We start from the raw sequence: 19,456 nt of genomic DNA, 5'->3' as shown, positions 1-19,456 counted from the left end.
TTGTGATAGCGATCTGTTTTACGCTATTTAATTATTAGATTCATAATATTAAATATTCTTATCATAAATAACATAGGGATTTGTATGATTCAGTATTCAAATGACTGGCATAAAGCCGATATCATTGCCGCAATACACAAGAAAGGTTCCTCTCTGGCAGAATTATCGAGATTAGCGGGGTTAAGTTCATCCACTCTGGCAAATGCTCTTACGCGCCCTTGGCCTAAAGGTGAGCGGATTATTGCTGAGTTTTTGGGTGTGGCCCCAATGGTTATATGGCCGTCACGATACCAAACAAGATCGAGCAAGAGGAATAAGACGGGTGGCTAGCGCACGAAAGAATTAGTATGCATTCATCAGTGACGGAAAAGAAAACGCTATAGTGGTTTTTTCCGCTGGTCGATGTCACCGTTATTCCTGACGATGATATCGTCAACCATCATAGTATGGCCGCACTGACGCTTACTGCAATGTCGAGGTTAATGACCGCCTGTTGCAAGGCTATATAATCATCCTTGGTTTCTGACAAAAACTGAATGTAAAAATGGTTGTGTTATAACAAAAGGGTAATTAATCTATTAAAAGTGCTTACAAAGTAATACCACTTATATCAACGAACCCGCCACTGTGCGGGTTTTTGCTTTTTAAGCACCGAACAATAACCTCTGAAGTAAAAAGAAACAAAATCTAACTTTTTGTTATTAATTGGATTGTTGAATATTTTTTACGGTTGAGTAATATTCCTGCCGCTGTAGTAATAGCTGTAAGGGGGTAGGACACTTACAGTATTGGTCATCGTTATTACTGCGGCCTCGGCTCTTTCTGTACTAACCAGCGTATGTGACTTACTTCTACCCGATCACAAACTTGGGCTTGTCGGTAAGAGCCACCAAGCGGTCATCGTATAATGGCTATTACCTCAGCCTTCCAAGCTGAAGATGCGGGTTCGAGCGAGTGATTTAAAGATTGAGTTATTTTTCAGGAGAGATGTTTGATTAAACAATTATTGACTGTGATGGTTTTGTCTATGGGAATGCTGTCGAACTACGCTAGTAGCGCTAAAACGATGATAGGTGTTCTACAATCGCCTGCTTCAGGTGTCGTTTGTGATGTATATGTTTGTGCTGATGCAAAAGGAATTTCTGTCGAATTAACAAGTCAGTATTTAGGTAAAATCAGGGGCGAACAGTTAACTTCTCTAGGCGATTTCGATTATTCTGCGTTTACTTTTGCTAATGGGATTTTTTGCGATACTAGAGAGAGGTTATGTCGTAAAGATCGGTATTTTGGACCGGATGGTAAACGTAGCGGTGCAGTAGACGAACAATATACTCAGTTATTGTTCGAACATAATACATTGCAGCGCAACTGATTTGAGATGTAGCTTATTAATTAGCGATGAAGGGATAGCCCGGAGCGTTTGGCGTGCTGAACAATTGCCATAGGTGCTGGGTTGTCCCATATCTTCTACCCAGTTGTTTTAAAAGGGGGAATCCGGCACCTATGTGAATTGTGATACAACAATCGCATGGGTCATTGCTAAGGGAAATCAGTACCTCAGGCAACGATAGTGATGGCCCAGCCGATTGTGGTGTCAGCGTAACTGCGCGGGTAATGCTGGAGATTTTCATCATGTCACCTGAGATTGGCCCGATGTCAGGTTAACCAGCGCCTGAACATCTTCGGGATAAGTATCGAGCACCACATCATATTTTTTCCGCTAGTTGGCGGTTTATACTCTGTAATGTATCGCCCCACTTTGGTGGGGCTTTTTTTTGCCACTCTTCTGTCTATTTTCATTTCGGATAAATCATGTACGAACCATTAACGCTGTCAGCGGGTGTGACTGCTGCTTCGGCGGGGGTGACTTTTGCGGCGATGTTCCCGGAGGCAACCCCTGCCGTGGTGGTTTGCTCCCTTGCTGGCGCGGCACTCTATGTGCTTTCCAGTCACCCACATCGTTTATGGAGGCAGGTGTTATTTGCACTGATTTCATTTATTGGCGGAATTTACTGTGCTGACACGGCATCAGAGATTATTGCCGCCTTGATTAATGCCGGACTGAATCAACTTAGTCCACCTGTCACCATTCGTGTAACGCCAGCCATTGGTGCTTTGGTGGCGTCCACTATCTGTGTCAGCGTCTTACTTCGGGTGATGTCTAAGTATCACATCAATTCCGACTCAAATGGGAAGGAGGAGGATTGATGGAATGGCAAACATGGATATTGGCCGCTAATGCTCTGGTCTGTCTGCTCATCGTTGTTCGTTTGATGTTCTATCAGAAAACAGGACGTTATCGCTTTTTCTATTCTGTGTTGGCTTATCTGGTGATATTGGCTGCGGGGTGGATAGTTATCCGTATCTGTTACGGCCAATATTCCGGTGCTGACCCGGCAGAGTTGCTCTTGAATTTGTCATTTTGTCTGGCGATATGGGGCGCAGGTGGAAATATTGCAAAGGTGACATATTGGCGGGAGGACGCATCTCATGACAAAAAATGACATCTTTGAAGCTATTCTCGGCAAAGAAGGGGAATACGTAAACCACCCCGACGATAAAGGCGGCCCGACTCGCTGGGGTATTACTCAAAAGGTGGCTCGTGCGCACGGTTATACGGGCGATATGCGTAATCTGCCAAGAGAAACAGCGCTGGCTATTCTTGAGGCTGATTACTGGACAGGGCCACGCTTTGACCAGATAGCAGAGTTATCATCAGACATTGCCACCGAGCTGTGTGATACCGGAGTGAACATGGGGCCATCAGTCCCCACACGAATGCTTCAGCGTTGGCTGAATGTGTTCAACCAGCGCGGAAAACTTTACCCTGATATGGATGTTGATGGCCGTATTGGTCCACGGACCTTAATCGCCCTGAAAGCATTTTTGCGTCACCGGGGCAAAGAAGGCGAGTCTGTTTTACTAAAAGGTTTGAACTGTACGCAGGGTGAGCGTTATCTGGAACTGGCCGAGAGTCGAGAGGCTAACGAATCGTTTGTTTATGGCTGGATGAAAGAGCGCGTAACGATTTAACTCATAGTGATAGATGAAAAGCAAAAACCCCAGCTGCGCGAACAGTCTGGGGTTTTCTATTTCTACACCTTGATGTAGCAAGAGAGAGCGAGAATTTTAGTGGTTCCGGAGAAAATCCTCGAGGGAAAGTATAAAAGATTCTTTTTGAGGTTGTCTATGAAAAATGGTCTGGAAATTGACGCTCCAGTAAGTGTCGAACTCATGCGGGCCGTCATTTTTGCAATCAAAGTCATGGCCGTTGGAGCTGTATCTGTGCCTGCAATGTATGGCATTGCCAGATTAATTCTGGCTGTACGCTGGTGGTGATATGAGCCGTCTCACTTTAGGTTTTGTCGTGATGTCAATGATGGGATTAATAGCCTTGGGTTGGACTACCGACCACTACCGCAGCAAATATCTACAGGCTGAAAGGCTTGCCAGTGAACGCCAGTCCACCATTGAGGATATGACAAAGCGCCAGCAAATAAATGCTGCTTTAGATGCCAAATATACGCAGGAACTCGCCGATGCAAAATCTCAGATTGAAGCTTTACGCGCTGATGTTGCCGCTGGTCGTCGGCGGTTGCGGCTCAACGCGCAATGTGTGTCCACCGCCAGTGCCCAAACCGACACCGCCAGCATGGATGATGCTGCCGCCCCCCGACTTACTGACGCCGCTCAGCGGGATTATCTCCGTCTCAGAGAGCGCATCGACATTGCCACAAAGCAAATAACGGGCTTGCAGGAGTACATCAATAAAGTGTGTCTCGGTAATTGAATTGCAACGTTGGGGCGTCTTTATGTACAGGATTGAGTCCCTAAAGTAACCAAGGCATAATTCTGTCGCTAACGTTTTGTGATTATTCATATTTGAGCATATACAGAATTTATGTTTGAAATGACTGATTTACCGCGTCCCGGCAAGCGATACCAAGATGAGCATGGCGCGCTTGTAACCATAACTGGTATTGAAGAAAATCGGGTTGTTTTCATGCGAGATGGGTATCCATATCCATGTATGCGACCGTTGAACAATTTTTTGAATAGATTCCAGAAAGTGTCGAATAGACAGAGCGAATAGTTCCCCCATTAGCCTCGCAATCGCGGGGCTTTTTTATGTCTGATTTTCCTGCACCATGCCCGGTGCTTATTAACCACAGAGCCTTACAGAAATGAGCTTCGGAGGAACACCGTATAAGCGGCGGCTTCTCTGTGGGCGGTGTTTCTGGGCGACGAGGCTCATTTTGATAAGGAGAACGTGATGATCTCAGCATTAACGTTTAGAAACCATGAGGTTATTCCCTTCAATAATGGCGATGGAAAAATCTGGTTTACCAGTGAGCAGTTGGCAAATCTGCTTGAGTATACCGATAGCAAGAAGGTGGCTAATTTATATAACCGTCACAAAGATGAATTTACTGAATGTATGTCTACAGTAGCCAAACTGAGGACCAGTAAAGAAAACAATGAGTTACAGTGTATTCAAATGAGGATTTTTTCAGTTCGTGGGGCGCATCTCATCGGCATGTTATCGAGAACTAAAGTAGCAAAAGCTTTACGTCGTTGGTTGCTTGATTTAGCAGATAAGGAACAGGAGCCAAATCTGGCCTATCTGGATTTACCCCAAATGAAGGATATGACAATTGAAGAGATGCAGAATCGGGTGACTGCGGCAAACAAATGGTCTCTTGAAAATTTTGGTCGAGCGGGTAGTCAGATGATGAATCTACGTCGTCGTCATTTGAAGAAAATACGAAAGGCAGAAAAAGCTCTGATGGAAATGTCGCAAATTCAAATACCAGACTTGGGTGAGTTTGCTGTGGGAGAGTCAGCATGAATCCAACTCAGTTCATCCATACAAATGTCAAAAATGAGCTGGTAAAGCAGGGATATGACGCCACTGTAGCGCTGATGGGGGCTGATATGGCGGTAGAGCATTACCGCCGTTGCTCTCAAGCCAGCAGAAAGGGAGCGATATTCGATGACTGTCTAAATATGGGTAAGGCATGGGCAGATAAGTATAAAAAGAGTGCCAAGTGATGGGCATTACAGGTGGTATTCACTGAGTGCCACCGATAATGCGCAGGCAAAGTCATTAACTGCTCCCGCCGCTCACCCTGAGCATGGTCGTTGATGGCTTTTATTTTGGGAAAGATGGGCGACCGCCGACAGTTCGCACCTGTTGGCGGTCATCATACCCATGTCACAGGTCATGAGTACAACCAAGGCCCACCCGCTCTCGAGAGCGGTGGCATCATATAAAACCTTGAATGCCATGACTAGTAGAAAAATAGAGATCACTTATCGGGATAAAAAGGCACTAAAAGCCTATGCGCAAAACGTCATCAAACACCCGGAAAAGCAAGTTGAGCAGATCGCTGACAGCATAAAAACGTTCGGTTGGACAAATCCGGTACTCATTGATGAGAACGACGAAATTATCGCCGGACATGGCCGTTTACTGGCGGCTGATAAGCTGGGGATTGAGCAGATCCCCTGTGTCATTCTGGAAGGATTATCCGAGGCAGAAAAACGCGTTTATCGTATTGCTGATAATAAAATTCCGCTGAATGGTTCCTGGGATCAGGACATGCTGGCGCTTGAGTTATCAGAGCTGCAAGATCTGGACATCGATCTGTCAGTTACCGGATTTAGCGATACTGAGCTGGAGGATTTACTAAGCGACGGTGTGGCAGAAATTCATGACGATGATGATCGCTACACGTCTAAAGTCGAAACACCGATTTATGAGCCATCTGAGACTCAGCCGCAAATATCCGAGCTGTATGACGAAGAAAAAACGCAGGCGTTGAAGCAAAACATCAAGGCTGCCCAGCTTCCAGATGATATTGAAAAATTTCTGATGAGTGCGGCAGAGCGTCACACGATCTTTAATTTTTCCAAAATTGCAGATTATTACGCTCACGCACCGGCAGATATTCAGGCGCTGTTTGAGCAATCGGCGTTGGTGATCATTGATTACCAGCAGGCCATTGAGCAGGGGCTTGTTCACATGACAAAGAGCATCGTTGATGCCGTATTTGAATGTGAGGAGGGCGATGATGCGTAATGATTTTTGCGTGTTTATTCTGACTCACGGACGCCCTGAAAAAGTCTATACGTGGAATCTGCTTGTCCGTTCTGGCTATACAGGTAAAACCTACATCGTGATTGATGATGAGGATAAAACCCGTCAGCAGTATATCGAGCGTTTTGGTGACAAGGTACTGGTGTTCTCAAAAGCAGAGATAGCGAGTCGATTTGATGAGGCGGATAACTTTGGTGACAGACGGTCAATTTTTTACGCCCGTAATGCCTGTTTTGAGCTGGCCGGGCAAGTTGGGTGCAAATACTTCATCCAGTTTGATGATGATTATGTTGCTTTCCAGCTTCGCGTTGATCGGGAGTTTAACCCCAGCTACAGGCTAATAAAGAATTTCGATGCAGTGCTTGAGGCTATGCTCGCGTTCTACGAAACCATCCCAGCCAAATCTATTGCAATGGCACAAGGTGGTGATTTTCTCGGTGATAGCCGAAAAAGTGGAAAACCTGCATGGATTAAGCGTAAAGCAATGAACAGCTTTATTTGCTCAACCGAGCGGCCATTCCGTTTTATGGGGCGCATTAATGAGGACGTAAACACGTACACCACGCTTGGACGGCGCGGTGAACTGTTTATGACCATTGGTGCAGTGCAATTGCTACAGAAACGGACGCAAAGCAACGCCGGTGGCATGACGGAGTTATATCTGGACTCTGGCACTTACGTTAAGAGTTTTTACTCGGTGATGTTTTCCCCCTCATGCGTGAAGATTTCCCTGATGGGTAGCACCCACAAACGTATCCACCATAAGGTGATTTGGGAGAACGCCGCCGTCAAAATAATTAGCGAAGTACATAAAAAGCGTGGGGGTGAAACATGTTCCCCACTCTGAAAGTTGAAGCGCTGGCGGCCCGTCGAATGACTGAACAACAAATTGCTGATGTGTTGGATATCGACCTGCAACAGATAGATCGTGAACAACTTCGATTATTTCGAGAGTCGATAAGAAAGGGGCGAGCCAAGGGGGAGGCAGAGTTACGCGATGCGTTGTACAAGCAAGCGAAAGCGGGTGATCGCTCGGCATACATTGAACTGATGAAGCGAGAAAAAAACACAAGGTAGCGACTAATGAGCAAACCGGAAGAAAGCGGCCTAGAACGCGATTACTGTTCCGGTCAGCTTTCTCTCCGAAAGTTGGCTGATAAGTATGGAATATCCGAAGGGGCGATAAGAAAGCGCGCCATAAAAAATGGCTGGGTACGCGCTCCCAAAAGCGGTACGCAGGTACGCAAAAATGGTACGCAAAAAAAATCGGTGCGTACCAACTCAAAGCAATCTCTGTTGCCTCAAGTTAATCAGGTACGCGGCAAGGCATTACCGTTGCCTCCGATTCAAAGTGAAGATCAGATATTAGATCCCGATGAGTTTGGATTAAACGACCAACAAGCTCTGTTTGTTCTTGAGTATGTGAGGACGAGAAGCCGTGTCGATGCTTATAGAAAAGCCGGCTACAAATGCGAAGGGAATACAGCTTATGCATCGGCAAGCCGACTGTATAGGAATGCTAAGGTTTCCCGTGCAATTCGCGCCATTAATGACCGGATGCGTAAACGCTTTACGGCTTGTCTCGAAGACCTTGTGGATCAGCTGGTGGCTATAGCTAATGCCGATCCTAACGAGTTGGTGCAGTACAGGCGCGTTAACTGTCGTTATTGTTGGGGAGAGAATCACCTGTATCAGTGGCGTGATATTGGTGAGTACGATAAAGCCGCAGCTAAGGCATCAGAAGAAGGGAAACAAGCCCCTGAATATGGCGGCATTGGATTTATGGATAATGCCGACCTCAATCCTGAATGTCCCAAATGCCAAGGCGAAGGGCGAGGGCAGATTTTTATTGCTGATACTCGCGATCTGGATGGCCCCGCAAGGTGGTTATATGCGGGCATTAAAGAGTCCAAGTTTGGCACAGAGGTTGTGACTGCTAATCAAGAAGCCGCTCGTCGTGATTTGATAAAACTGCTTGAGATTATGAAGAACACACCGCCTCCTGTTTCCGAGAAAGCCCCTGAAGTGAAGGATGTCAGTGCAGAACAGGCCGCGGAAACCTACAAAAATCTGATGGGGTAAAAGTCATAAAAATAGAGCTTTCGAGTCGATTTCTCTCTATGCATTTTTTACCCCGTTTTATGCATGTTTTATTCAGGCATTTTTAGCCACTTTTCATTGATAAATAACCGTTTAATGCCGATTCATTGATGAACGTTGTTTCGGTTGGGCGGGTAATCTCCCTTATGTTAAATAACGGCTATTTTTAGCTATTTTTCGTATGCCTTTACCATTCCCTTTTGACTTCAAAAAACCGGACTACACAGCCGTTTTTGAATGGCGAATAGAACGGTTACAGCGTATTCGCAAGGATCCAGAATGCCTCCCCGCGTTGCGGACGTTTTATCGCAGTAATCCGGCTCAGTTCATCATTGATTGGGGTATGACGACTGACCCGCGAAATATTGACTATGGCTTGCCAGTCACTATCCCGTTTTTGCTATTCCCGAAACAGGAAGAGTGGATCCACTGGATTATGGAGCGGCGAGAGAAGCTGGAAAACGGTCTAACAGAAAAAAGCCGTGAAATGGGACTGAGTTGGACATCTATAGGTTTGGCTTGTTCGCTTTGCCTATTCAACAAAGAAATGGTTATCGGTTTTGGTTCACGTAAAGAGGAATACGTGGACAGTACTGGCGATCCAAAGGCGCTTTTCTGGAAGGCGCGAAAATTTGTTGAAACGCTCCCCTCTGAGTTTCGTGGCTCTTGGAGTGAAAAAAAACACGCGCCTTATATGCGTGTGGAGTTCCCAGATACAGGTGCCGTCATTAAAGGGGAGGCTGGCGACAATATCGGGCGCGGTGACCGTACCACACTATATTTTGTCGATGAGTCCGCTTTCTTACAGCGTCCATTACTCATTGATGCTGCGTTATCTCAAACAACCCGTTGCCGTATCGATCTCTCATCCGTTAATGGTATGAACAACCCATTCGCGCAGAAACGACACGGTGGGAAAATTCCCGTATTTACTTTTCATTGGCGCAGCGATCCGCGTAAGGATGACGAGTGGTACCGCAAAGAGTGTGAAAAAATTGATAACCCTGTGGTGGTAGCTCAGGAGTTAGACCTGAATTATCAAGCATCTGCCGAAGGTATTCTGATCCCTTCCGAGTGGGTTCAAGCTGCCATTGATGCACATATTCACCTGGATATTCAGCCTAGCGGCGCAAGGTTGGGGGCGATGGATGTGGCGGACGAAGGGCGAGATAAAAACGGCTTTGCCATCCGGTATGGTTTTCTACTGCAAGACGTCAAAGAGTGGTCAGGAGAGGGAAGCGATATATATGCCTCTGTTGTAAAAGTTTTCGGCTATTGCGATGAGTACGGGCTCGATGAGTTTCGATTTGATGAGGACGGCTTAGGCGCTGGCGTGCGTGGCGATGCTCGCGTTATTAACGAGCTGCGGCAGTCTGAAAGACTTGGCCCCATTACGGCGACACCTTTTCGTGGTAGTGGCGCGGTATTCGACCCTGACGATGAGGCGGTGATAGGTGATAACGGTAAGCCTGCTCGATTGAATAAGGATTTTTTTGCTAATGCAAAAGCACAAGGCTGGTGGCATTTGAGGAAGCTATTTCGCAATACCTTCCGAGCCATGAAGGGGATGGATTATAACCCTGATGAAATAATTTCGATTAACAGCACTATGGAAAATAAAGACCGGTTAATTATGGAGCTATCACAACCGACATGGTCAAAAAACGCCGTTGGAAAAATCGTTATTGATAAACAGCCGGAAGGAACGAAATCACCAAACCTGGCTGATGCTGTAATGATCAACTATGCGCCTATGGATTCGTCTCTCGATATTTGGGCCAAACTGAGCGGAGCATAATATGTCCCGAAGAAAACGCCAGAATGGTGCAAAAAAGCCCGTAAGAACTGCTGATGGGTACAATAATTTCACGGCCAAGATTGGCTCTAATACCTCCAATATACAATCGGGGGGAACTTACATACCCGGCTACATCACTCGCAATAGAACGCTACTCGAGTTTGCTTATCGTTCATCATTTTTAGTCGGCGCTGCGGTAGATACTATTGCAGATGATATGACCCGCAAAGGGATCAATATTAGCTCGAAACTGGAACCCGGCCAGAAAGGCAAGGTAGATACGTTCTGGGATGATGCGGCTATCTGGGATGGATTAAACGACACTATCAAGTGGTCACGTCTTTATGGTGGTGCGGTACTGGCTGTGTTGATAGACGGACAGGACATGTCTACTCCGCTTAATGTCGAACGAATCAAGGTTGGACAGTTTAAGGGCGTGATTTGCTTTGACCGTTGGCAGCTCGAACCGAGTTATAGCAATCCCATCACGGAATATGGTCCTAATTTTGGTAAACCCCAATTTTATAGGGTTATCACTAATCAGAAGGGGATCCCAGCATGGAATATCCATCATTCCCGCCTGATCCGTATGGAAGGGGATTCGTTACCTTTTCAGCAATCCATAGCGGAAAATGGCTGGGGAATGTCGGTTGTAGAACGGATTTTTGAACGTATTCAAGCGTTCGATACCGCCACATCAGGAACAACACAGCTTATCCATAAGGCACATCTGCGTACCTATAGTATTGAAAAGCTGAGGAGTATTTTGGCTGCTGGGGGGGATTTAGAGAAAAGCTTAATGAAGCACCTGGACATGATTCGAGCGTTTCAGACCATCGAAGGCATGACCATCATGGACAAGAACGATGAGTTTCAGACGCATAGCTACTCATTTGCAGGTATAGCAGACGTTATTCTTCGTTTTGCTGAGCAAGTCTCCGGCGCGACAGGTATCCCGCTTGTTCGCCTATTTGGACAGTCCCCCGCAGGGTTCAATACGGGAGATGGTGACTTAGAAAATTACTATAGCCGCGTAAATACCTTACAAGAGCGCCGTCTACGTCGCCATATTCGCTGGCTGATGGATATTAGCTGGCGTTCGTTATTTGGTGAGACATTGCCGGAAGATTTTACTTTTGAGTTTAACAAGCTGTGGGAGGTGTCGGACGCCGATCGTTCGACGATGGCAAATAATGTGGCTACAGCGTTAAGTGCGCTGACCGATCGTCAGATAATGCCGTTACATGCAGCCATGAATGACTTACGTAATATCTCTGATGTGATCGGTATCGGTGGCTCTATTACTGATAAGGATATTGAGAATGCGAAGACTCAGTGGGCGGAGGTTGAATCTGAAACCGAGCCTCCGCCGCAAATCGGAGCGTCAGTATCAGAAAAGCCTACTGGCGATAGCAAACCAAATCGGGGAGATCGTCAATGGTACTTACGATGGTTCACAAAGTAGTGCCAATGCTACAGTAGAGATATTGATTGATTATTCGGCTTTGCTCAATAATTGGGCTGAAATGGTCGGCAAAAAAATGTTCGCACAGGTTGAACAGGAAGAGTGGCGACAGTGGTGTTCTGTTTCTAAGGAAATCTCTGAGGGCTTGCGGGATGTCGTCGGTAATACGCCAGTCGGTTATGTGGCGCAGGATATTGTTTATCGACAAGTCCAGCTCATGAAATCTCTTCCATTGGAAGCTGCTGAACGAGTTCATGATATTCAATCACGGGCAATTGAGGCCGTTATTAATGGCGAGCGTCCCGAACATCTCTACAGCATGATAATGCAATCCGGTGATGTGGTTGCCAGTCGTGCTCGCATGATTGCGCGTACCGAGATTGGGAGAGCAACAAGCGCACTGACTCAGGTACGTGCATTATCGGTAGGCTCTGAGGGATATTGGTGGCGTATTGAAGGCGCAGGAACACGACTATCACATCGTCGGATGAAAGATAAATTTGTGCGCTGGGATAACCCGCCAACACTGGACGGCATGACCGGACATGCTGGTTGTCTGCCTAATTGCAATTGTTGGTCAGAGGTACATATTCCTGAACCACGAAAATAACGGGTCGCTTCGGCGGCCTTTTTATTGCCCGCTATTCAGTGATAACCCATGAAATATTTCTATACAGCTCGTTTGGGGGAGACAAGATTTCAAACCGCAGATGGTGCGCTGCTATGCAAAGACGTACCGATAGCCCGAACGGGTATGCAAACTTATCTGCCTGAAGAGGTAAACCTTGAGGCGGGGCCTGATGGCCTCGTTCATGTTTATCGTTCAGAAGATGAGGTTTTTTCCCCTGAAACGATAGCCAGCTTCGAAGGCATGGCTGTCACGCTAAACCATCCAGAAGATGAAGACGGCAACATTGTTTTCGTCAATCCAGAAAATTTCTCAGAACTGGCTCACGGACATATTCAGAATGTCAGGCGTGGAACTGGCACGCAATCGGACTTGTTAATAGCAGACATGCTGATTAAGCGGCAGGAGGCTATTGACGCTGTAAATGCGGGGATGACGGAGGTCAGTTGTGGCTATGACGCTAAATACAAACAGATTTCTATTGGTAGGGGAAAACAGTATGCCATTACCGGCAATCACGTCGCTATTGTTGATAGAGGGCGTGCTGGTGGGCGTTGTGCAATCGGGGATTCAGCCCCAAAAAGTCAAAAGGAGAAGCCAGTCATGTCATGGCTTAAAAAGTTCGCTCAGGCGGTGAAAACTAAAGATGAGGATTCGTTAAACAAACTTATCGATGAAGCGCCGGATTTGCCTTCTGAGGGCATGGGGTCAATACCTGGTTCGACCATTAACATCAATATGCCCTCTCAGGCTACAGCACTACCCGCAGAAAACCGAACAACCGTTGATGATGATCCGAATGCGGGTAAGCCAGAGGGAACTGGTGATAGTGATATCCCAGAGTGGGCTCAAACGATTTTAGCCCGTCTGGATAAGCTGGAAGGTAAAACGGCGGATTCCAACCCTGAGGATGGAACACAAACAGGGGATGAGGATGCCGAAGAAGATAAGAAAGTGACGGGGGATGCTGCCTATAAGCGTGATTTGATTGCTGATGCCGAGATTATTTGTCCCGGTTTTCAACCAACGGGTGATAAGGGGCTAAAACGTCAGGTATTAAATCAAGCATTGCGTACTGACGATAGTTTAAAAGCGTTCGGTATTGTCGATTTTACGAAAGCACCTAAAGCCACTGTCGACGCGGTATTTACGGCTGCCGTGGCATTGAATAAGGCAAAAAACCACATCGCCCCTCGTACTTTTAGCGTTCGAACTACCGACAACGCCAGCACTAAACACATGTCTCCGGCAGAGCTGAATAAGCTGTACGCCGATCATTGGAAAAAACAGAAGTAAGGTAATTAATATGGCAGGTAATGCTTATTTAACCCGGATGCCGCTTGGTATTGCCGGAGCCATCACTCGTCCCCGTGATCTGACTGTTGAGCCAGTCACCTTAGACCATACCAAGCCGTTTAGGTCTTATGGATTGGTGGGTAAATACGATTCTGAAAAATTTGTTCCACTTGAGGATGGGGACACCCTCGACAAGGTGAAAGGGATTTTGGTTCGCCCATATCCGACGACTTCTCAGGCTGATTTGGTCTATCTCGGTGTTCAGGCTAATCAGATCGGTGACAACTTGAAACGAGGTTATCTCTGCGTGAAAGCCACCGCAGGTAATGCTGCAACTGTAAAAAAAGGTGATCCGGTTTATGTGCGTATTGCTGGTGGTACAGAAGCAAGTCCGGTCGGTTCTTTTGTGTTGGTTCAGGATGCCAATGCTGCCAATACGCCACAGTTGGTCAATGCCGAAGTTATGGGGGTTGGCGAAGCCGATGGACGTGTTGAGATCGCTTATAACATCTAAGGAATAACGAATGTTTACTGTAGATAAAGCAACCATTGACTCCACTGGCGTATTTCTTGTCGGTGAATTAGAGCGGATGGATCAGGAGTTAAACTTACCGTTAACCTCGGTTAAGTGGACTCGTGATATGCCATTGCGCAGTGATGTATCCATTGCTGATGAAATTTCATCATTCACTAACACCGATTTTGCCAGCGTGGGTGGGCCTAATCCGAACGGTAAAAACTGGTTGGGTAAGAAAGGTACTGCGGCACCAGGTATTGAACTGGATATTGTTCCAACTCGTAATAATCTCACTCCGTGGGCTCAGGAGGTGAGCTGGACGGTGTTGGAGCTGGCTTCGGCACAGCAGTTGGGGCGTCCTATTGATACTCAAAAATATGAGGGGATGAAGCTCAAGTGGAATATGGACACTGACGAACAGGTCTACATTGGGGATACCGAGTTGGGGGTCTCCGGGCTGCTTAATCTGCCGGATGTTGTGCCTGTAGCCGCAGCAGCGGCTTGGACGGCAACGACTGACCCCGACGTGATTGTTCAGGATATCAACCTGGTACTGACAGATGCATGGTTACGTTCCGGCTATGCGGTTTGTCCATCCAAAATTGGCCTTGCACCTGAATTATTCGGCCTGTTAGCAAGCAAGAAGGTGTCTTCTGCGGGGAATATTTCGGTACTTGAATATGTGAAGATTAACACTATCGCCTTTCAGGAGAACGGCGAACCGCTGGAAATCGTCTCCATGAAATGGGCGTCTAAGCGTGGTGCTGGTGGAGCCCATCGCATCATTGCGTATACACAGGACGAGAAATATGTTCGTTTCCCGATGGTTCCGCTGATGAATACACCGCTGGAGTATCGTGGATTGCAACAACTGACCGTGTATTACGGCAAATTGGGGCAGGTTGAAACGCCATACTCCAACACCATTGCCTATTTGGATATTCCGGCGAAGTAATGATTGTTATCGGGGGCAGATGTCCCCGTTCTTATTGGAGTAAATATGAAATATCTCGTTTCTCACGCTGCGATTTTACGTTTTCCCGATAACACCCAATTTGAATTATCTCCGGGTATTCATTCTTTCCCGCGGGAAGTTATCGAGCATTGGGCGTTCAGTGCTCATGCAAAGCCTGTTAGCGATGATGATATTAACGTCAGGACTCAGGCTGGGGATTTGGCTCAGCAGATTGAAACCTTGAAAGCGCAGATCGCGGAAAAAGACAAATACATAACGGAACTCAAAGCACAACTAAGCATTGTACCTTCAGCCTCTGTAGAGGCTGTTGTTTCGGGGCCTGAAAAGGTGAAATCTCATGGTAAAAAACAGCAAGCTACCAACAGTTGAGCAATTTCGTGCTGACTTTCCTGAGTTTGCTGATAATGCCCGATATCCCTCAGCTTCTATTCAGTTTTATTTAAATGCCGCTGATTCACTCTTAGACCAAGATAAAATGGGCGACAAATTCGTCTATCTGGCGGAGCTATTCACCGCCCATTACAGCGAGTTGAGAGGCAAAATTATGATTGGCGCCATCGCTGGGGGCGTCAATACCTCAACGGGAGGTGTTGTGTCGTCAAAGTCAGTTGATAAAGTCAGTGTTGGTTATGACAACAGCGGAATTATCAATCCTGATGCCGGTTTCTGGAACAAAACCGCCTATGGTCAGGAGTTTTACTGGTGGTGGTCAATGTTTGGTGCGGGTGGGCGTCAACTCTTATGAGTGGGGTGAAAATTCGAAGGGATAACGCCGAAAATATACTGGATGCCATTAGTCGGCTGAGCAAAACGGATGTGTTGGTTGGTATCCCCGCAGGTCCACAACGGGATGATGCACCTTTAACGAATGCTGAAATTGGTTATCTGCAATCAACGGGTGCCACGGTAAAAATAGGTACTCAGGTAGTGACTCTCCCCCCGCGCCCTTTTTTAGATATCGGAATTGAAGATTCGCAGGATACCACCACTGCTTATTTGAAAGCCGCTGCAGAGTTCACGATAGAAGGTAAAGCGGATAAGGCACTGCGTGAATTGGAGAAAGCGGGGCAGGTGGCGAGAGATGCCGCTAAGAGGGTAATCAGTGATGGGGATCGGCTCCAACCGCTGTCGGAGAAAACACTGGAACATCGTCGTACAAAAGGAATTGAAGGCGAAAAACCACTCTATGTTACCCATAAATTGATGGATTCCATTACTTATATCGTCAGGAGCAAGTAATGCCTTTTCTTGATGTGACTGATGTTCTGTCTGATCCGGATTTTTGCGATACATCGCTTATATGCTATCGCAACGTACAAATTCGGGATGAAGATAATTTTGTGACGAACAGGCCGCAAGAAATCTCTTTTTCTGGTGTTGTCACGGTTGATCGTGCTCTGGAAGCTAAACGGATGGCTGCCGGACAACACATCAGCGGCGCTATTCTGATTATTACCTCATTCAGGTTGACGCAGGGACAAAGTGGCCTGGATGCGGATGTGGTGATATATCAGGGGCGAAAATATCGCGTGACGTTTGTTGATCCTTACACTTCCTACGGTGTGGGATTTGTTCAAGCACATTGCGAGTTGATAGATTTCAATGGAGGCTCATTGTGTGAAGCATAACGCTTCGACTCACTCTGGTTTTCTTACACCGACAAGCACCTTCCTTGATTACGATCAGCAGTTAGAGCGCCAAATTAGCCGCTGGATACGCAGAGTTTCAGCTCTCCCTACCGAAATGGTATTTCCTCGCTGGACAGATCCGCAACCCAAGATCCCCTCGTTGGGGGCAACGTGGTGCGCCTTCGGTATTACGGAGATACAAGAGGACGCTTATCCCGCTTTTGTGGGGGCTGGTGACGATACTGAGGCGCAATGGCTACATGAAGTCATTACCGTCATTTGCTGCTTTTATGGCCCTGAGGGAGCAAGGACAGCCACTTTATTTAGAAGTGGGCTGTATGTTCCCCAAAATAACGCTGAACTTAATCATTTGGGGCTTACATTCAAAGAATGTGGTCGTCTTCTTTCGGCCCCTGAACTCATTAATAACCAATGGCAACGACGTTACGACCTGACGGTTTCTCTGTGTCGTAAAACCGTACGCGAATATGCCATTAAATCCCTTCTCGACGTGCCCACTAAATTCTTCGGAGATTGATTTATGTCACAGGGTTTACCTGTTTCAAACATCGTCAATGTTGCGGTGAGTATGGCTGTGCGTGCAGCTCAATCACGTAACTTTGGTTCACTTTTAATTGTTGGTTCAAGCACTGTTATTGATGTGTATGAGCGCTTACGTAGTTATTCCGATATTACGGGCGTTACGGCTGATTTTGGTGCGAATTCCCCCGAATATCAGGCGGCAGCGCTTTACTACTCTCAGTCACCTAAACCAACGGAGTTGTACATTGGCCGCTGGGTAAAAGAGAGTTCTGCGGGGTTATTACGTGGCGCTATCCTGACAAAAGAACAACAGGCATTGGAGCATTTTACGGTAGTGACAGATGGCTCCATGAAAATTGTGCTCGACGGTAAAGAAAAAACGCTATCGGGACTTAATTTCAGCCAAGAATCTAACCTGAATGGGGTTGCTGCTCGCGTGCAGGAAGGATTAAGTGGTTCGACGGTAACATGGGACAGCACCAACAGCCGTTTTATTGTGTCGTCAAAGACAACAGGAAGTACGTCAATGGTAGGTTATGCCTCTACTGCTAGCCGTGGTTCTGATATTTCAATGTTGCTGGGGCTGACAAAAGATGCAGGAGCGATCCCTGCATCCGGCATGGGTAGAGAATCGTTGGCTGAGTGTATTTCAACGTTGGCAAATTTTTCGACCAAATGGTATGGGCTGGTAGTGGCTGACGACAGTCTGGAAGATGCAGATATTTTATCTGTGGCCACATTTATTGAGGCAGACAGTACCTCACGTATATTTGGTGTGACAACGCAGAAAACCCATGTACTGGATGCGGGGAGTTCCGAAGATATTGCTTCAAAACTCAAGGCTGCAAAATATAGTCGCACATACATCCAATATTCTGGTGCCAACCCATATGCTGCGGCCTCTCTTATGGGACGTGCTTTCTCCGTTAACTTTAATGGTAATAACACTACTATCACATTGAAGTTTAAGCAGGAACCCAGTGTTACAGCTGAATACCTGACACAGGCACAAGCTAAAGCGCTACAAGCCAAAAACTGCAATGTGTTTGTCAATTACAACAATGATACCGCCATCATTCAGGAAGGCGTGATGTGTAACGGCGATTTCTTTGATGAACGCCATGGCCTTGACTGGTTACAAAATCACGTACAAACCAACCTCTATAACCTGTTGTATACCTCAAAAACCAAAATCCCACAGACCGATGGTGGTGTGACGCGTTTAATCAGCAATGTTGAGCAGTCTATGGAACAAGCTGTTACTAACGGTCTCATCGCACCCGGTGTGTGGAATGGCGGTGATATTGGTCAGTTGAGCACAGGTGACACACTCACCAAGGGGTATTACGTGTATGCGCCTCCAGTAGCGCAGCAGGCACAGTCAGACCGTGAAGCGCGTAAGGCACCGGTTATTCAGGTCGCCTGCAAACTTGCTGGTGCGGTTCATTATGCCGATGTGTTGATTGATGTCGTTCGTTAAGGAGGGGGGATAAATGGGCGCTTCTTATAGTTTTATGGATTTTACGGCTTCGATGTCGGGGCCGACTGGCATCATTGATTTAGGCTACGGATCTGGTAATGCGGAAGAAGGTGTTACGGTCACCATGATTGAGGCAAAAAACACCATGACTATTGGTGCCGATGGGGAAGTGATGCATAGCCTGCACGCCGGTAAACCTTGTACTGTGACGGTTAATTTATTGAAAACCTCACCAGTAAATAAAAAGTTATCGCTGGCCTATAACGCACAGAGTCAGTCATCGGCATTGTGGGGCAACAACGTTTTTGTGTTACGTAATACCGCCTCTGGCGACATGGTGACTATTCGCTCGGCAGCCTTTCAAAAACTCCCCGATTGGCAGAATGCGAAAGACGGTGGAACCGTCGCGTGGGTTTTTGATGGGGGTAAAGTAGATCAGATTTTAGGAGAGTTTTAAACGATGGAAATTGAAATTAAAGGCATCAAATATCGCATGGCGAAATTGAATGTATTTGATCAGCTAAAAGTTTCCCGAAAACTTCTGCCGATACTGGCAGGGGTGGTGTCAGATTTTCGTCAGTTGAAAGCCAGCATCGATGCAAAAGATACCGATGCCGCATTAGAGATGGCGCTACCTAAAATAGCTGATGCTGTTGCCAGCCTGAGTGATGAAGATACCAATGCGATTATATTTCCTTGTCTGAAAGTCGTCTCACGTGAACATGCCAATTCCTGGGTGCCTGTGATGACGCAGGATGTGATGGCGTTTGATGATATTGACCTGTTAACCATGTTGTCGCTGGTGGCGCGGGTGGTCGCCGATAGTTTGGGAAATTTTTTGCAAGAACTCCCTACCAGCGAGACGCCACCCCTATAACGGGGCCAGTACTTAATACGCTACCAACGGGCGAAGATTACCTTCTTC

Annotated in this window: 28 protein-coding genes and 1 pseudogene; all 29 read left to right on the top strand. The window is 46.8% G+C overall.

Annotated elements, in window-relative coordinates; translation table 11 throughout:
• Positions 1 to 84: 84 nt before the first annotated feature.
• Positions 85 to 330: a helix-turn-helix domain-containing protein gene (locus tag DX162_RS19100; protein WP_032821310.1), complete on the top strand. Its 246-nt coding sequence runs from the start codon at positions 85 to 87 to the stop codon at positions 328 to 330.
• 59 nt (positions 331 to 389) lie between these two features.
• Positions 390 to 464 (top strand): annotated as a pseudogene (locus tag DX162_RS19095) (hypothetical protein); the annotation flags it as partial.
• Between the two features lie 563 nt (positions 465 to 1,027).
• Positions 1,028 to 1,372 carry a YcgJ family protein gene (locus DX162_RS19090; RefSeq protein ID WP_373368410.1) on the top strand — a complete coding sequence of 115 codons (345 nt, stop codon included), beginning with the start codon at positions 1,028 to 1,030 and terminating at the stop codon, positions 1,370 to 1,372.
• A 440-nt stretch (positions 1,373 to 1,812) separates the two neighbouring features.
• Positions 1,813 to 2,208 carry a putative holin gene (locus DX162_RS19085; RefSeq protein ID WP_004393629.1) on the top strand — a complete coding sequence of 132 codons (396 nt, stop codon included), beginning with the start codon at positions 1,813 to 1,815 and terminating at the stop codon, positions 2,206 to 2,208.
• Entirely contained in the window at positions 2,208 to 2,504 is a 297-nt protein-coding gene (locus DX162_RS19080; protein ID WP_032821311.1) for a phage holin family protein, read from the top strand. Before DX162_RS19085 ends, DX162_RS19080 begins: the two co-directional genes overlap by 1 nt.
• Positions 2,491 to 3,033, top strand: a complete 543-nt coding sequence (locus DX162_RS19075) for a glycoside hydrolase family 108 protein (RefSeq protein WP_032821312.1) — start codon at positions 2,491 to 2,493, stop codon at positions 3,031 to 3,033. Before DX162_RS19080 ends, DX162_RS19075 begins: the two co-directional genes overlap by 14 nt.
• A 156-nt stretch (positions 3,034 to 3,189) precedes the next feature.
• Complete coding sequence (locus tag DX162_RS22375) at positions 3,190 to 3,339, top strand: hypothetical protein (protein ID WP_004393631.1); 150 nt, start codon at positions 3,190 to 3,192, stop codon at positions 3,337 to 3,339.
• A 1-nt stretch (position 3,340) separates the two neighbouring features.
• The gene (locus DX162_RS22790; protein WP_004393632.1) at positions 3,341 to 3,790 is read left to right on the top strand and encodes a lysis protein; all 450 of its coding nucleotides are present in this window, start codon (positions 3,341 to 3,343) and stop codon (positions 3,788 to 3,790) included.
• A 111-nt stretch (positions 3,791 to 3,901) separates the two neighbouring features.
• Positions 3,902 to 4,093 (top strand): DUF4222 domain-containing protein, encoded by a 192-nt coding sequence (locus DX162_RS19060; protein WP_071777732.1) that lies wholly within the window; start codon positions 3,902 to 3,904, stop codon positions 4,091 to 4,093.
• A 180-nt stretch (positions 4,094 to 4,273) separates the two neighbouring features.
• Entirely contained in the window at positions 4,274 to 4,849 is a 576-nt protein-coding gene (locus tag DX162_RS19055) for a BRO-N domain-containing protein (RefSeq protein WP_032821313.1), read from the top strand.
• Complete coding sequence (locus DX162_RS19050) at positions 4,846 to 5,052, top strand: hypothetical protein (protein ID WP_032821314.1); 207 nt, start codon at positions 4,846 to 4,848, stop codon at positions 5,050 to 5,052. The genes DX162_RS19055 and DX162_RS19050 overlap by 4 nt, the downstream gene beginning before the upstream one ends.
• A gap of 235 nt (positions 5,053 to 5,287) precedes the next feature.
• On the top strand, positions 5,288 to 6,082 hold the full coding sequence (locus DX162_RS19045; RefSeq protein ID WP_098081245.1) for a ParB/Srx family N-terminal domain-containing protein: 795 nt from the start codon (positions 5,288 to 5,290) through the stop codon (positions 6,080 to 6,082).
• On the top strand, positions 6,075 to 6,947 hold the full coding sequence (locus tag DX162_RS19040) for a GREB1-related protein (protein WP_098080868.1): 873 nt from the start codon (positions 6,075 to 6,077) through the stop codon (positions 6,945 to 6,947). Before DX162_RS19045 ends, DX162_RS19040 begins: the two co-directional genes overlap by 8 nt.
• The gene (locus DX162_RS19035) at positions 6,932 to 7,177 is read left to right on the top strand and encodes a hypothetical protein (RefSeq protein ID WP_004393441.1); all 246 of its coding nucleotides are present in this window, start codon (positions 6,932 to 6,934) and stop codon (positions 7,175 to 7,177) included. Before DX162_RS19040 ends, DX162_RS19035 begins: the two co-directional genes overlap by 16 nt.
• Before the next feature lie 6 nt (positions 7,178 to 7,183).
• On the top strand, positions 7,184 to 8,182 hold the full coding sequence (locus DX162_RS19030; RefSeq protein WP_004393442.1) for a terminase small subunit: 999 nt from the start codon (positions 7,184 to 7,186) through the stop codon (positions 8,180 to 8,182).
• A 199-nt stretch (positions 8,183 to 8,381) separates the two neighbouring features.
• The gene (locus DX162_RS19025) at positions 8,382 to 9,998 is read left to right on the top strand and encodes a hypothetical protein (RefSeq protein ID WP_032821206.1); all 1,617 of its coding nucleotides are present in this window, start codon (positions 8,382 to 8,384) and stop codon (positions 9,996 to 9,998) included.
• 1 nt (position 9,999) lies between these two features.
• On the top strand, positions 10,000 to 11,463 hold the full coding sequence (locus DX162_RS19020) for a DUF1073 domain-containing protein (RefSeq protein WP_098080864.1): 1,464 nt from the start codon (positions 10,000 to 10,002) through the stop codon (positions 11,461 to 11,463).
• 61 nt (positions 11,464 to 11,524) lie between these two features.
• The gene (locus tag DX162_RS19015) at positions 11,525 to 12,073 is read left to right on the top strand and encodes a phage head morphogenesis protein (protein WP_032821222.1); all 549 of its coding nucleotides are present in this window, start codon (positions 11,525 to 11,527) and stop codon (positions 12,071 to 12,073) included.
• A gap of 48 nt (positions 12,074 to 12,121) precedes the next feature.
• A complete protein-coding gene (locus tag DX162_RS19010) occupies positions 12,122 to 13,387 on the top strand; it encodes a DUF2213 domain-containing protein (RefSeq protein ID WP_032821207.1) in 1,266 nt (421 codons plus the stop codon).
• A gap of 10 nt (positions 13,388 to 13,397) precedes the next feature.
• Positions 13,398 to 13,901 carry a structural cement protein Gp24 gene (locus tag DX162_RS19005; protein WP_004393448.1) on the top strand — a complete coding sequence of 168 codons (504 nt, stop codon included), beginning with the start codon at positions 13,398 to 13,400 and terminating at the stop codon, positions 13,899 to 13,901.
• 10 nt (positions 13,902 to 13,911) lie between these two features.
• Entirely contained in the window at positions 13,912 to 14,859 is a 948-nt protein-coding gene (locus DX162_RS19000) for a DUF2184 domain-containing protein (protein ID WP_004393449.1), read from the top strand.
• A 45-nt stretch (positions 14,860 to 14,904) separates the two neighbouring features.
• Positions 14,905 to 15,249, top strand: coding sequence for an STY1053 family phage-associated protein (locus DX162_RS18995; protein ID WP_004393450.1), 345 nt, complete (start codon positions 14,905 to 14,907; stop codon positions 15,247 to 15,249).
• Positions 15,218 to 15,625: a DUF4054 domain-containing protein gene (locus DX162_RS18990; RefSeq protein WP_032821208.1), complete on the top strand. Its 408-nt coding sequence runs from the start codon at positions 15,218 to 15,220 to the stop codon at positions 15,623 to 15,625. The genes DX162_RS18995 and DX162_RS18990 overlap by 32 nt, the downstream gene beginning before the upstream one ends.
• On the top strand, positions 15,622 to 16,119 hold the full coding sequence (locus DX162_RS18985) for a hypothetical protein (RefSeq protein ID WP_032821210.1): 498 nt from the start codon (positions 15,622 to 15,624) through the stop codon (positions 16,117 to 16,119). Before DX162_RS18990 ends, DX162_RS18985 begins: the two co-directional genes overlap by 4 nt.
• On the top strand, positions 16,119 to 16,508 hold the full coding sequence (locus tag DX162_RS18980) for a hypothetical protein (RefSeq protein WP_032821211.1): 390 nt from the start codon (positions 16,119 to 16,121) through the stop codon (positions 16,506 to 16,508). The genes DX162_RS18985 and DX162_RS18980 overlap by 1 nt, the downstream gene beginning before the upstream one ends.
• Positions 16,498 to 17,046, top strand: a complete 549-nt coding sequence (locus tag DX162_RS18975; RefSeq protein ID WP_227744183.1) for a phage neck terminator protein — start codon at positions 16,498 to 16,500, stop codon at positions 17,044 to 17,046. The genes DX162_RS18980 and DX162_RS18975 overlap by 11 nt, the downstream gene beginning before the upstream one ends.
• A 3-nt stretch (positions 17,047 to 17,049) precedes the next feature.
• A complete protein-coding gene (locus tag DX162_RS18970; RefSeq protein WP_004393454.1) occupies positions 17,050 to 18,531 on the top strand; it encodes a DUF3383 domain-containing protein in 1,482 nt (493 codons plus the stop codon).
• 13 nt (positions 18,532 to 18,544) lie between these two features.
• Positions 18,545 to 18,988, top strand: a complete 444-nt coding sequence (locus DX162_RS18965; protein WP_032821213.1) for a phage structural protein — start codon at positions 18,545 to 18,547, stop codon at positions 18,986 to 18,988.
• A gap of 3 nt (positions 18,989 to 18,991) precedes the next feature.
• On the top strand, positions 18,992 to 19,408 hold the full coding sequence (locus tag DX162_RS18960) for a phage tail assembly chaperone (RefSeq protein WP_004393456.1): 417 nt from the start codon (positions 18,992 to 18,994) through the stop codon (positions 19,406 to 19,408).
• Positions 19,409 to 19,456 lie beyond the last annotated feature (48 nt).

Origin of the sequence: Yersinia kristensenii (assembly GCF_900460525.1) — a bacterium.
In the GTDB taxonomy this organism is placed as follows: domain Bacteria; phylum Pseudomonadota; class Gammaproteobacteria; order Enterobacterales; family Enterobacteriaceae; genus Yersinia; species Yersinia kristensenii.
This window is presented reverse-complemented; position numbering and strand designations above follow the sequence as displayed.

Bases quoted from the DNA above. Each gene is read 5' to 3' on its own strand.
- DX162_RS19100 (WP_032821310.1), top strand. From the start codon at position 85: ATGATTCAGTATTCAAATGACTGGCATAAAGCCGATATCATTGCCGCA.
- DX162_RS19090 (WP_373368410.1), top strand. From the start codon at position 1,028: ATGGGAATGCTGTCGAACTACGCTAGTAGCGCTAAAACGATGATAGGT.
- DX162_RS19085 (WP_004393629.1), top strand. From the start codon at position 1,813: ATGTACGAACCATTAACGCTGTCAGCGGGTGTGACTGCTGCTTCGGCG.
- DX162_RS19080 (WP_032821311.1), top strand. From the start codon at position 2,208: ATGGAATGGCAAACATGGATATTGGCCGCTAATGCTCTGGTCTGTCTG.
- DX162_RS19075 (WP_032821312.1), top strand. From the start codon at position 2,491: ATGACAAAAAATGACATCTTTGAAGCTATTCTCGGCAAAGAAGGGGAA.
- DX162_RS22375 (WP_004393631.1), top strand. From the start codon at position 3,190: ATGAAAAATGGTCTGGAAATTGACGCTCCAGTAAGTGTCGAACTCATG.
- DX162_RS22790 (WP_004393632.1), top strand. From the start codon at position 3,341: ATGAGCCGTCTCACTTTAGGTTTTGTCGTGATGTCAATGATGGGATTA.
- DX162_RS19060 (WP_071777732.1), top strand. From the start codon at position 3,902: ATGTTTGAAATGACTGATTTACCGCGTCCCGGCAAGCGATACCAAGAT.
- DX162_RS19055 (WP_032821313.1), top strand. From the start codon at position 4,274: ATGATCTCAGCATTAACGTTTAGAAACCATGAGGTTATTCCCTTCAAT.
- DX162_RS19050 (WP_032821314.1), top strand. From the start codon at position 4,846: ATGAATCCAACTCAGTTCATCCATACAAATGTCAAAAATGAGCTGGTA.
- DX162_RS19045 (WP_098081245.1), top strand. From the start codon at position 5,288: ATGACTAGTAGAAAAATAGAGATCACTTATCGGGATAAAAAGGCACTA.
- DX162_RS19040 (WP_098080868.1), top strand. From the start codon at position 6,075: ATGCGTAATGATTTTTGCGTGTTTATTCTGACTCACGGACGCCCTGAA.
- DX162_RS19035 (WP_004393441.1), top strand. From the start codon at position 6,932: ATGTTCCCCACTCTGAAAGTTGAAGCGCTGGCGGCCCGTCGAATGACT.
- DX162_RS19030 (WP_004393442.1), top strand. From the start codon at position 7,184: ATGAGCAAACCGGAAGAAAGCGGCCTAGAACGCGATTACTGTTCCGGT.
- DX162_RS19025 (WP_032821206.1), top strand. From the start codon at position 8,382: ATGCCTTTACCATTCCCTTTTGACTTCAAAAAACCGGACTACACAGCC.
- DX162_RS19020 (WP_098080864.1), top strand. From the start codon at position 10,000: ATGTCCCGAAGAAAACGCCAGAATGGTGCAAAAAAGCCCGTAAGAACT.
- DX162_RS19015 (WP_032821222.1), top strand. From the start codon at position 11,525: ATGGTCGGCAAAAAAATGTTCGCACAGGTTGAACAGGAAGAGTGGCGA.
- DX162_RS19010 (WP_032821207.1), top strand. From the start codon at position 12,122: ATGAAATATTTCTATACAGCTCGTTTGGGGGAGACAAGATTTCAAACC.
- DX162_RS19005 (WP_004393448.1), top strand. From the start codon at position 13,398: ATGGCAGGTAATGCTTATTTAACCCGGATGCCGCTTGGTATTGCCGGA.
- DX162_RS19000 (WP_004393449.1), top strand. From the start codon at position 13,912: ATGTTTACTGTAGATAAAGCAACCATTGACTCCACTGGCGTATTTCTT.
- DX162_RS18995 (WP_004393450.1), top strand. From the start codon at position 14,905: ATGAAATATCTCGTTTCTCACGCTGCGATTTTACGTTTTCCCGATAAC.
- DX162_RS18990 (WP_032821208.1), top strand. From the start codon at position 15,218: ATGGTAAAAAACAGCAAGCTACCAACAGTTGAGCAATTTCGTGCTGAC.
- DX162_RS18985 (WP_032821210.1), top strand. From the start codon at position 15,622: ATGAGTGGGGTGAAAATTCGAAGGGATAACGCCGAAAATATACTGGAT.
- DX162_RS18980 (WP_032821211.1), top strand. From the start codon at position 16,119: ATGCCTTTTCTTGATGTGACTGATGTTCTGTCTGATCCGGATTTTTGC.
- DX162_RS18970 (WP_004393454.1), top strand. From the start codon at position 17,050: ATGTCACAGGGTTTACCTGTTTCAAACATCGTCAATGTTGCGGTGAGT.
- DX162_RS18965 (WP_032821213.1), top strand. From the start codon at position 18,545: ATGGGCGCTTCTTATAGTTTTATGGATTTTACGGCTTCGATGTCGGGG.
- DX162_RS18960 (WP_004393456.1), top strand. From the start codon at position 18,992: ATGGAAATTGAAATTAAAGGCATCAAATATCGCATGGCGAAATTGAAT.